We start from the raw sequence: 10,830 nt of genomic DNA, 5'->3' as shown, positions 1-10,830 counted from the left end.
ACACCGCCCTCAAAGGCAAGTCACCCATCGACCTCGTGCCCAACCTCCCCGGACACAACAGCTAGCGACTGTCACGAAACCACGCGCCGCGAGAGTGGTTTCGAGACGGGCCTAGCGGCCCTCCTCAACCACCGACGACGCGGACCCGAGCAGCCTCCCGAGCACCGGTGGTTGAGGAAGTCGCGCTAGCGACTGTCACGAAACCACGCGCCGCGAGAGTGGTTTCGAGACGGGCCTAGCGGCCCTCCTCAACCACCGACGACGCGGACCCGACCAGCCTCCCGAGCACCGGTGGTTGAGGAAGTCGCGCTAGCGACTGTCACGAAACCACGCGCCGCGAGAGTGGTTTCGAGACGGGCATAGCGGCCCTCCTCAACCACCGTCTTGGCTCTGCTCGACCAGCGCGGATATCACACCCGGCGCAGGCCGCGCTGGCCGTCGGCGAGCTCGAAGCGCGCGGCGGTGTGCACCCGGGCTCCGGGCCGGCTGACCCGGTCGAGCACGCGGTGCTCGGCGCGCAGCGTGTGCCGGTCGAGGTGCAGCACGACGTACCCGCGACGGGAGTCGACCCAGTGCAGGTGGGGGTTCTCGGCGAGCTGGACGTCGGTGAACGCTGTGCGCTCGGCGCCGTCGCCGCCGCTGCTGATCGACGTCGTGACGACCTCGGAGGCGACGACCGGGGCGGAGAGGTCGTCGGGGTCGAGGCGCAGGTCGGCGGCGTAGTGGCGGTGCACGTCGCCGGTGAGGACGACCGGGTTGCGGGCCTGCGTCGCCGAGCGGAGGAGCCGGGCGCGCGCGGCCGGGTAGCCGTCCCAGGCGTCCATCGCCAGCTCCTTCTCCGGACCGGGCCAGGAGTCCTTCTGGGCGAGGAACACCTGCTGGGCGATCAGGTCCCACCGGGCCCCCGACCCGGCGAGGCCCTCGTCGAGCCACTGCTCCTGGGCGCTCCCCAGCATCGTGCGGCCGGGCGCCTGGCGGGCCCCGCAGCCGATCACCCGGGTGTCGCCGCACGCCTGGTCGGAGCGGTGCTGACGGGTGTCGAGCAGGTGCACGGTCGCCAGGTCGCCCCAGGCGAGACGCCGGTGGATCGGCAGGTCGGGCCCCCGCGGCACCGAGGCGCGCCGCAGCGGCAGGTGCTCGTAGTAGGCGCGGAACGCCGCGGCCCGGCGCGCCGCGAAGTCGCGTTCGGGCACCTGCGGCGTGAACCCCGCCCAGTTGGCGTCGACCTCGTGGTCGTCCGGCACCACCGCCCAGGGCGCGGCCGCGTGGGCGGCCTGCAGGTCGGGGTCGAGGCGGTACTGCGCGTGCCGCTGGCGGTAGTCGGCCAGCGTCCGGGTCTCCCGGCCCAGGTGGCCGCGCACGTGGCCGGGTCCGGGCTCCTGCGGGCTCTCGTAGAGGTAGTCGCCCAGGTGGAGCACGAGGTCGGGCTGCTCCTCGGCCAGCCGGCGGTAGGCCGTGAAGAAGCCGTCCTCGTAGTTGGCGCACGAGGCGACCGCGAACCGTGCCGCGCCCGTCCAGCCCGCCGCGGGTGCGGTGCGGGTGCGCCCGACCGGGGAGACGTGGCCCTCGGCGCGGAAGCGGTAGGAGTACTCCGCCCCCGGTCGCAGCCCGCGCACCTCGACGTGCACGGTGTGTGCCCACGCCGGGTCGGCCACGGCGTAGCCGCCGCGCACCACCCGGGCGAACGACGGGTCCTCGGCCACCTGCCAGTGCACCGTGACCGGGCGGCGCGGCATCCCGCCCAGCCCGTCGGGCGCGAGCGGGTCGGGCGCCAGCCGGGTCCACAGCACGACCCCGGTCGCCCACGGGTCGCCGGAGGCGACGCCCAGCGTGAACGGGGCGTGCAGGGCTGACGACGAGGGCGGCGACGAGGAGGGCGACGAGGAGCGTGAGCGCAGGTCGGGCAGGGCCGGCACCAAGGGCACCGCGGCGGCGAGCAGCAGCTCGCGCCGTCCGAGGGAGGGCACGTCACCGCAGCGTCACGCTCGCGGCGTACGCCGTCACGAACGGCGCGCGACGTGTCGCCCAACGCCGCACGACACCTCAGGCCGGTCGGACGGGTGTCAGGCCGGGAGTGGCTTCGAGACAGGACTTCGTCCTCCCTCAACCACCACCGAGGCGCTGGGCACTAGGGGTTGCCGGCGGCCGGGGCGGTGGTGAGGAGGCCGAGGAACGTCTCGAGGTCGGAGACGGGCGCCGAGCCGTAGACCAGGACGGTCTGGCCCGCCAGCGGTCCGGAGTCCAGGACCGTCGAGAAGGCGTGGTCGCCGCCGGCGTCCGACCAGGTCTGCCAGGTGCTGGCGCCGAGCTGGTTGCTCGGGCTGGCGTCCGCTCCCTCGTCGGGGTCCTGGTCGACGTAGTCGGCGAGCATGTCGTCGACGTCGCGCTGCGCCAGCGCGAGGCCGACGAACTCGCGCCCGCCCGGGTCGTCGGTCAGCACGCCGAGGCCCCACTGCGGCGGGTTGCCCCGCTCGAAGTCGACGCTGGTCGCGACCCAGCCGGCGGGCAGCTGCGGCGGGTAGACGACCTGGGTGCCCGCGCGCTGCAGGTCGACCACGGACTGGAGGTAGTCGACCGGGGTGATCTCGGCCTGGGGGTTGTCGCGGGTGAGTCCGCGGAAGGCCACGAAGCCCACCACGAACAGCACCGTGGCGATCATCGCGGCGATGAGGCCGCCGAAGGTGCGGTCGTAGCGGGCGGGCCGTTCGGGTGCCGCGGGCTGCTGACTCACGTCTGCCATCTTCCCAGCCGGACCCAGCCCGGACGGCACCGACCGGGTGAGCGAGGCTGTGCACGTGGAGTGGCTGGCCGACGGCGTCGCGATCCTCGCGCTGCTCGCGCTGCTAGCCGCGGCGACGGTCCACACGACGTGGCGCCGTGAGGCCGCGATCTCGCTGCTGGCCGCGGCCGCGGCGTGCGCCACCGGTCTCGTGTCGCTGCACCAGGTCGAGGAGACGGTGCGCGAGCTGCTGCCGGTCGTGCTGTTCCTCGTCACGATCCTGGTCGTCTCGCACGTCTGCGCGCAGGCGGGGCTCTTCGCCGCGGCCGCGCGGATCGTCGGCGGCGCCGCCCGCGGCCGCCCGGTGCGGCTGTTCACCGGGGTCTTCGTGCTCGCCGCGCTGGTCACGGCCGTGCTGAGCCTCGACGCCACCGTCGTGCTCCTCACGCCGATCGTCGTCGGCGCCGCCCTCGCACTCGGCACCTCCGACGAGCCCGGCACCTTCGCCTGCCTGCGGATGGCCAACTCCGCCTCGCTGCTGCTGCCGGTCTCCAACCTCACCAACCTGCTCGCCCTCCCCCACCTCGACCTGTCGTTCGTGGGCTTCGCCGCGCGCATGGCGCCGGTCTGGGCGGCCGTCCTGGTCGTGGAGTACGTCGGCCTGAGGCTGCTCTTCGCCCGCTCGCTGGCCCGCGAGCCCGAGCACACCGGCGAGGTGGGCGGACCACCCGTGCCGCTGGTGCCGCTGGCGGTGGTCGTCGCGATGCTCGCGGGGTTCGCGGTCGGCTCCCGCTGGGGCGTCGAGCCCGCGTGGGTCTCGGGCGCCGCGGCGCTCGTGCTGGTGGTGTGGGCCGGGCGCCGGGGACTGGTGGGCACGCGCGACGTCGTGGCCGCGGCCAACCCGTCGTTCGCCCTCCTGGTGCTCGCCCTGGGCGTGGTCGTGGCGGCGGTCGCGGCCGGGTTCCTCGGCGACGTCGTGGCCGACCTGCTGCCGGACGGCGGGTCGTCGTTCACGGCTCTGCTCGTGGTCGCCGCGCTGGCGACCGCAGCGGCGGCGCTGCTGACCAACCTGTCGGCGACGATCCTGCTCGTGCCGCTGGTGGCGCCGCTCGGCACGACCGCGGTGCTCGCCGCGCTGCTCGGGCTCAACATCGGCTCGGGCATCACCTGGACCGGCTCGCTGGCCAACCTGCTGTGGCGCCGCACCCTGACCCAGGCGGGCCGCCACGTGGGCAGCCTGGCCTTCCACCGTGTCTCGCTCGTCCTGACCCCCGTGTCGCTGCTCGTCGGGGTGGGCGTGCTCAGTCTGGTGTCCGGCTAGGGTTCGGGCCATGAGCGACGCCCGCCCGACCTCGATGACCCCCGCCTCGCCGCTGTCGCCGGACCGCAACCTCGCTCTCGAGCTGGTCCGCGTCACCGAGGCCGCCGCGATCGCCGCGGCCCGCTGGGTCGGCCGCGGGGACAAGAACGGCGCCGACGGCGTCGCGGTCAACGCGATGCGCGAGATGATCTCGACGATCGGCATGAACGGCGTCGTCGTGATCGGCGAGGGCGAGAAGGACAACGCGCCGATGCTCTTCAACGGCGAGCGCGTGGGCGACGGCACCGGTGCCGAGTGCGACGTCGCCGTCGACCCGATCGACGGCACCACCCTGACCGCCAAGGGCATGAGCAACGCCGTGGCCGTGCTGGCGGTCGCCCCGCGCGGCTCGATGTACGACCCGTCGGCGGTGTTCTACATGGAGAAGCTCGTCACCGGCCCCGAGGCCGCCGACGTCGTCGACATCACCAGGCCGGTCGCCGACAACATCGCCGCGGTCGCCAAGGCCAAGGGCACCGCCCCCTCCGACGTCACCGTCGTCCTCCTCGACCGCCCGCGCCACCAGGCGCTCGCCGAGGAGATCCGGGCCACCGGCGCCCGGATCAAGTTCATCGTCGACGGCGACGTCGCCGGGGCCATCTCGGCCGCCCGGCCCGGCAGCGGGGTCGACCTGCTGCTCGGCATCGGCGGCACGCCCGAGGGCATCATCGCGGCGACCGCGATGAAGTGCATGGGCGGTGTGATCCAGGGCCGCCTGTGGCCGCAGGACGACGCCGAGCGCCAGCGCGCCCTCGACGCCGGTCACGATCTCGACCGCGTGCTCACCACCGACGACCTGGTCACCGGCGACGACTGCTTCTTCGTCGCGACCGGCATCACCGACGGCGACCTGATGAGCGGCGTCCGCTTCCGCGCCGGCGGCTGCACCACCGACTCACTGGTCATGCGCTCGCGCAGCGGCACCATCCGCTCGATCCGCGGCGAGCACCAGCTCGCCAAGCTGCAGGCCTTCGAGCACGCGGCCGAGCACTGAGCCGACCGGCTCAGGCCAGCAGCGCCGAGCCCTCGGCCGCCTCGGCGGCGGCGCGACGCGCCGCCCCGAGCCGCGCCGTACGACGACCCGCCCCGGCGGGCAGCAGCAGCGCGGCCTCGACGTGTGCGGCGACGCGCGGGTCGACCGCCATCCCGAGGTGCGAGGCCTCGACCTCGATCGAGCGGGCCTCGGGGTCGATGCAGGCGCGCCAGTCGACGACACCGTCGCGGCGCGAGTGCAGCGCGGTGAAGGTGACGCCGGCCGGGAGCGGCTGACGGCACTCGTCGAAGCTCTGCCGGGCGCACGCCCCGGCGACGCACTCCTCGGCCATCAGCCCGGGCACGCCCGCGCGACTCAGCCGCACCAGCGACTCGACGGCCGCGGTGAGCACCCAGTGGTGCGCTCCGGGGGCCAGCATCGGGCTGCCCATCGTGACGATGCCCGCGACGAGGTCGGGCCGACGGGCGGCGAGCCCGCGGGAGAGCATGCCGCCCAGGCTGTGCCCGACCAGCTGCACACGGCTGTCGCGCTTGATGGCGATCGCCTCGATGCGGGCCTCGAGCTCGGCGGCGGCTGCGAGGGTGCAGCCGACGTTGGCGCTGATGTGGGAGGAGTAGGTGCGGAAGCCGCGCGAGCGCAGCGTCGCGCTCATCATCCGCAGCGAGCTGTCGCCGGCCATGAACCCCGGCACCAGCACCACCGGCTCCTCGCGGCGCGGCTGCTGGCGCAGGACGTACGACGTGGCGCGGCGCTGGCGCCGCTCGGCGACGACCGCCGCCGCACAGCGACCGGCCTCGAGCACGACGCTCGCCTCGCGCAGCACCGCGAGCGGGTGCGGGCGGCGGAACCCCTCAGGCAGCAGGAAGGACCCCAACGTGGGGTTCTCCTCGCGCGAGACCGCGCTCGCTGTCGCCTGGGTCACACTCACGACGTTACCCACAGGTATCCCCGCACATGTGGGGGTTCGCCCGTTTGCTTCAATCGTGATCGTGCCGGCCCAGACGTCCGACGAGCTGTTCGCCCCCGTGGGCAGCGGCATCGAGCTCTGCTACCAGACCTTCGGTGACCCCGACGGCGAGCCGCTGCTGCTCGTGATGGGGCTCAGCGGCCCGATGACGTGGTGGGACCCGGCCCTCTGCGAGATGCTCGTCGACCGCGGCTTCTACGTCGTCCGCTTCGACAACCGCGACGTCGGGCGCTCCAGCCGCGGGCAGGGCCGGGTCACCCGAGCGACGCTCGTGCGTGCCTTCACCGGTCGCAAGGTGCGCGCGCCGTACTCGCTCAGCGACATGGCCGCCGACGCCTTCGGCCTGCTCGACCACCTCGGCCTCGACTCCGCGCACGTCGTCGGCGTCTCGATGGGCGGCATGATCGTGCAGACGATGGCGGTCGAGCAGCCGGCGCGGATCCGCTCGCTGACCAGCATCATGTCGACGACCGGCAAGCGCACGGTGGGCTGGCAGCACCCGAGCCTGCTGACCAACCTCATCGGGCGCGCCGGCGGACGCGAGGCCTACATCCGCTCCAGCGTCGCGATCTGGAAGCGGATCGGCTCGCCGGGCTACCCCGTGCCGGACGAGGACGTCGAGGCCCGCGCCGAGGAGACCTGGGACCGCGGGATCTCCGCCGCCGGGACGCTGCGCCAGATGGTCGCGATCCTGACCCAGCCCAACCGCACCCCGCGGCTGCGCGCGCTGACGATGCCCGCCCTCGTGGTGCACGGTCTCGCCGACAAGATGGTGCACGTCTCCGGCGGGCGGGCCACCGCCGCCGCGATACCCGGGGCCGAGCTGCTGCTCGTCGACGGGATGGGGCACGACATGCCGGTCGCGCTGCACGAGACCTTCGCCGACGCCGTCAAGCGGACGGCGGACCGGGCGCGCTGACTGCGCACCCGGCCCGCCGTACGCCGTGGGTCAGTCGCTGAGGCGCTCGCCCGACTCGGTGTCGAAGACGTGCACGTTCTTCGGGTCCGTCGTCACGTGCAGCACGTCGCCCTTGCGGACCGAGTCGCGCGCACTGACGCGCACGATGACGTTGCTGGGCGTGCCCTCGACGTCGCAGGTGCCGTAGACGTAGCCGTCGGCGCCGAGCTCCTCGACGACGGTGACGTTGATCGGCAGGCCGCCCTCCTCGGCGGAGACGATGCGCCACGCCTCGGGGCGCACCCCGACCGTGATGCCGCCCTGCATCTTCTTCGACGCGGTCGGGTCGACCGGCACGAGGTAGTTGCCGATCTTGGCCTGGCCGTCGGCCGCACGCGCCTCGATCAGGTTCATCTGCGGGCTGCCGATGAAGCCCGCGACGAAGAGGTTGACGGGCTTGTCGTAGAGGTTGAGCGGGGTGTCGACCTGCTGGAGCACGCCGAGCTTCATGACCGCGACGCGGTCACCCATCGTCATCGCCTCGACCTGGTCGTGGGTGACGTAGACGGTCGTGACGCCGAGGTCGGCCTGCAGGCGGGCGATGTCGGTGCGGGTCTGCACGCGCATCTTGGCGTCGAGGTTGGACAGCGGCTCGTCCATGCAGAAGACCTGCGGGTTGCGCACGATCGCGCGACCCATGGCGACGCGCTGGCGCTGTCCGCCGGAGAGCGCCTTGGGCTTGCGCTCGAGGAACTCGGTGAGCCCGAGGATCTCGGCCGCCTCGGCGACGCGGCGCTTGCGCTCGTCCGGGGAGACCTTGGCCATCTTGAGGGCGAACGCCATGTTGTCGGCGACGGTCATGTGCGGGTAGAGCGCGTAGTTCTGGAAGACCATCGCGATGTCGCGGTCCTTGGGCGGCGTGTGCGTGATGTCGCGGTCGCCGATGAAGATCTTGCCGGAGTTGATCTCCTCCAGCCCCGCGAGCATCCGCAGGGTCGTGGACTTGCCGCAGCCGGACGGCCCGACGAGGACCATGAACTCCCCGTCGCCGATCTCCAGGTCGATGCCGGGCACGGTGGGCTTGTCCGCCCCCGGGTACCAGCGCTGGGCCTTCTCGAACGTCACTGTTGCCATGATGTGCTCCCTCCACCGGCAGGTACGTGCCGGACGATCCGTTGTGAAGTGACCTGGACCACACTAGGGGACGGGTCGCCCGTCAGACATCACCTGTCGGTGCGCCGGAGCTCGCGTGACAGGATCGCGGGCGAGAGCTGCGCACGACGTACGACGTGCGCCGGGCCGCGACCAGCAGGAGGACCCACCGGGTGAGCACCCCCGCCACGAGCCGCACGAGCAGGCCCGTGCACGTCGTGCCCGACACCGATCGCGGCGCGATCGGGATGTACGCCCGCGAGGTCGCGGCCGCGGCGGGCGCGCCGGTGCTCACGGGCTCGCTCGCCGAGCTCGACGCCCGCGCGGCCGGTCGCAGCGAGGCGTGGCACGTGCACTTCTGCGACCGGTTGTACGCCGCCACGCCGGGCGAGGCGGCCGATCGGATCGCGCGCTGGGCGCAGGGAGGTCGCCTCACCCTCACGCTGCACGACGTACCGCAGCCGTGGGCCTCGCCCGAGCGGCAGCGCGGCTACCTCGACGCCGTCGCGGCCGCCGACGCCTGGGCGGCCAACAGCCATCACGAGGTGCTGCTGCTCGACGAGGCGCGGCGCCTCACCGGGTCCCCCTCCGCGCTGGCGCCCGGGCTCGTCGCGCACCTGCCCGTGCCGGACTCGCAGACCGCCGCCCTCCCAGGACAGCCCGACGCGCGCGACGGGGACGAGGTCGTCTTCGGCGTCGTCGGCTGGGTCTACCCCGACAAGGGACACCGCGAGGTCGTGCGCGCGGCGGGTCGACTCGCCGAGGCCGGTCACCGGGTGCGCGTGCGCTGCCTCGGCGCGGCGGTCGAGGGGCACGCCGACCTCGTGGAGGAGCTGCAGGGGCGAGCCGAGCGCAGCGGGGTCGCGCTCGAGGTCACCGGCTTCCTCGACCAGGCCGACCTGGAGGCGGCGATGCAGGCCGTGACCGTCCCGGTCGCCGCGCACCGGCACCTGTCCGCCTCCGCGTCGGTCAACAGCTGGCTGAGCACCGGGCGCCGACCGGTCGTCGCCGACGGTCGCTACACCCGCGAGCTCGCGGCGCTGCGCCCCGGCACCCTGCTCCTCGTCGATGCCGACGACGGCCCCGAGGACAGCGGTGAGGCGCTCGACGCGGTCGTGCAGCGGGTGCTCGACGACCCCGGTCTGACCCACCTCGGCCCCGACGCCCGGCTCGCACCGCACCTGGGCGACACGGTCGCGGCGTACGCCGCCTGGTGGAGTGCGACCGGCTTCGACGGTCCGCACCCCGCGCGGCCGGAGCTGCCCGCGTGGTGAGCGCTCCCCCGCCCGGCGAGCCGGTCGTCGGCAACGACTGGGCCACGCCGCTCCCCCGGCTGCGCGAGCGGGCGCCGAGTCCGGTGAGCGTCGTGGTGCTGCACTACGAGCAGCACGAGCAGCTGGCCCGCACGCTGCACGCCCTGGAGCGCCAGACCCACCCCCGCGAGCTGATCGAGGTCGTCGTCGTCGACGACGGGTCCCGCGAGGCGCCGCAGGTGCCCGACGGCGTGCGCCTGGTGCGCCGCGCCGATGTCGGGTTCACCGCGTCCGCGGCCCGCAACGAGGGCGCCGCCGCGACCTCGCACCCGACGCTGCTCTTCCTCGACGCCGACACCACGCCCGAGCCGGGCTACGTCGCCGAGCTCGCGCTGCTGCCCGCCCACCTGCCCGAGGTGGTCGCCGTCGGGCGCCGCCGGCACGCCGACCTCGCCGGCACGCCGGTCGACGCCCCGGTCGAGATGCTGGGGCCGCCGCGCGAGCTCGCGGAGCCGCAGTGGCTCGCGCAGGGGTTCACCTGGACCCGCGACCTGCTCGAGGCCCGCTCCGACTCCTACCGCTACGTCATCTCGGCCGTGCTCGCCTGCAGCCGCTGGCTCTTCGACGAGGTCGGCGGCTTCGACGAGAGCTTCGACTCCTACGGCGGCGAGGACTGGGAGTGGGCCTGGCGCGCCTGGCAGCACGGCGCGGCGCTCGCCCATCGACCCGGCGCCGTCGCCTGGCACGACGGCCCCGAGCGCGCCGCCCGCGACGCCGCCGACGTCCGCCTGCGGGAGACCCAGACCCGCGAGACCCTGCGCCTCGCCGGCCGCGTCGCCGACCCGACGGTCGCCTTCTCCGGGCTCGCCCTGAGCCCGCCCGAGCTGCTGGTGACCCTCGACCCCGACCTCGGCGCGGCCGAGGCGCTCATCGGCGTCGACAGCGTCCTGGCCGCCGTGCCGACCGCCCGGGTCTCCGCGGACCCCGACGACCCCGTTCAGCGGCTTCTGGTCGGCGACCCGCGCGTCGCGGTCGCGGCGCCCCTCGCGGGCCACGCGCTGCGGCTGCACCTGCGGGCCGGCGTACGCGCGGCGCCGGAGGCGTGGCAGGGTCTGCTGGCCCTCGCCCGGGCGGACGGCCACCCCCACACCGTCACCGTCGTCGACGACGCGGGCGAGCTGCTCGCCCTGGAGGCGCTGCGCGCCCACCGCCGGATGACCCGGTGGGGCCGCGACGACCTGTTCGAGGCGGCGGTCGTGCGGGCCGACGACCTCGGGCTGCGGCGGGTGCCTCCCGACGCCGACCTCGCCGCGCACCTGGGCGGCTGGCTCTAGGAGGTCGCGTCGGCGGCTGTCCCGACCACCGCTGGTTGAGGAAGTCGCGCTAGCGACCGTCTCGAAGCCACTCTCGGGAAGTGCAGTGGTTTCGAGACTGTGAGTCTGTTGCTGCAGCCCTGTTGGTGATGGGCTGTGGCTGGCGGGGGTGGG

9 protein-coding genes are annotated in these 10,830 nt (G+C 74.1%); 5 read left to right on the top strand and 4 right to left on the bottom strand.

Going from position 1 to position 10,830, the window contains the following annotated elements; translation table 11 throughout:
• Positions 1 to 410 precede the first annotated feature (410 nt).
• Entirely contained in the window at positions 411 to 1,967 is a 1,557-nt protein-coding gene (locus GRQ65_RS21970) for an alkaline phosphatase D family protein (RefSeq protein WP_160880163.1), read from the bottom strand.
• A gap of 161 nt (positions 1,968 to 2,128) precedes the next feature.
• Entirely contained in the window at positions 2,129 to 2,731 is a 603-nt protein-coding gene (locus GRQ65_RS21965; RefSeq protein WP_160880162.1) for a DUF4245 family protein, read from the bottom strand.
• Between the two features lie 64 nt (positions 2,732 to 2,795).
• On the opposite strand from GRQ65_RS21965, the gene GRQ65_RS21960 reads away from it, so the two are divergent.
• Together GRQ65_RS21960 and glpX are read left to right on the top strand one after the other, a co-directional pair.
• Positions 2,796 to 4,040, top strand: coding sequence for an ArsB/NhaD family transporter (locus GRQ65_RS21960; protein WP_337191953.1), 1,245 nt, complete (start codon positions 2,796 to 2,798; stop codon positions 4,038 to 4,040).
• A gap of 10 nt (positions 4,041 to 4,050) precedes the next feature.
• Positions 4,051 to 5,073, top strand: a complete 1,023-nt coding sequence (gene glpX, locus GRQ65_RS21955) for a class II fructose-bisphosphatase (protein WP_160880160.1) — start codon at positions 4,051 to 4,053, stop codon at positions 5,071 to 5,073.
• A gap of 10 nt (positions 5,074 to 5,083) precedes the next feature.
• Here glpX and GRQ65_RS21950 read toward each other — a convergent pair whose 3' ends face one another.
• Positions 5,084 to 5,995: an alpha/beta fold hydrolase gene (locus GRQ65_RS21950; protein ID WP_160880159.1), complete on the bottom strand. Its 912-nt coding sequence runs from the start codon at positions 5,993 to 5,995 to the stop codon at positions 5,084 to 5,086.
• A 67-nt stretch (positions 5,996 to 6,062) separates the two neighbouring features.
• Between GRQ65_RS21950 and GRQ65_RS21945 the strand changes: the two genes are divergently transcribed.
• Positions 6,063 to 6,959 carry an alpha/beta fold hydrolase gene (locus tag GRQ65_RS21945; RefSeq protein ID WP_337191952.1) on the top strand — a complete coding sequence of 299 codons (897 nt, stop codon included), beginning with the start codon at positions 6,063 to 6,065 and terminating at the stop codon, positions 6,957 to 6,959.
• Between the two features lie 30 nt (positions 6,960 to 6,989).
• On the opposite strand, the gene GRQ65_RS21940 is transcribed toward GRQ65_RS21945, so the two are convergent.
• Complete coding sequence (locus tag GRQ65_RS21940) at positions 6,990 to 8,072, bottom strand: ABC transporter ATP-binding protein (protein ID WP_160880158.1); 1,083 nt, start codon at positions 8,070 to 8,072, stop codon at positions 6,990 to 6,992.
• 191 nt (positions 8,073 to 8,263) lie between these two features.
• Between GRQ65_RS21940 and GRQ65_RS21935 the strand changes: the two genes are divergently transcribed.
• Positions 8,264 to 9,364, top strand: coding sequence for a glycosyltransferase family protein (locus GRQ65_RS21935; protein ID WP_160880157.1), 1,101 nt, complete (start codon positions 8,264 to 8,266; stop codon positions 9,362 to 9,364).
• A complete protein-coding gene (locus tag GRQ65_RS21930) occupies positions 9,361 to 10,677 on the top strand; it encodes a glycosyltransferase (RefSeq protein ID WP_160880156.1) in 1,317 nt (438 codons plus the stop codon). Before GRQ65_RS21935 ends, GRQ65_RS21930 begins: the two co-directional genes overlap by 4 nt.
• The last annotated feature ends 153 nt before the right edge of the window (positions 10,678 to 10,830 follow it).

It is taken from the genome of Nocardioides flavescens (assembly GCF_009823805.1).
GTDB classification, from domain to species: Bacteria; Actinomycetota; Actinomycetes; order Propionibacteriales; family Nocardioidaceae; genus Nocardioides; species Nocardioides flavescens.
Note: the sequence above shows the minus strand (reverse complement) of the source record. Positions and strands in the feature narration are given on the sequence as shown.

Excerpts from the sequence above, each read along its gene's own strand:
- glpX (WP_160880160.1), top strand. The coding sequence starts at position 4,051 with ATGAGCGACGCCCGCCCGACCTCGATGACCCCCGCCTCGCCGCTGTCG.
- GRQ65_RS21940 (WP_160880158.1), bottom strand. The coding sequence starts at position 8,072 with ATGGCAACAGTGACGTTCGAGAAGGCCCAGCGCTGGTACCCGGGGGCG.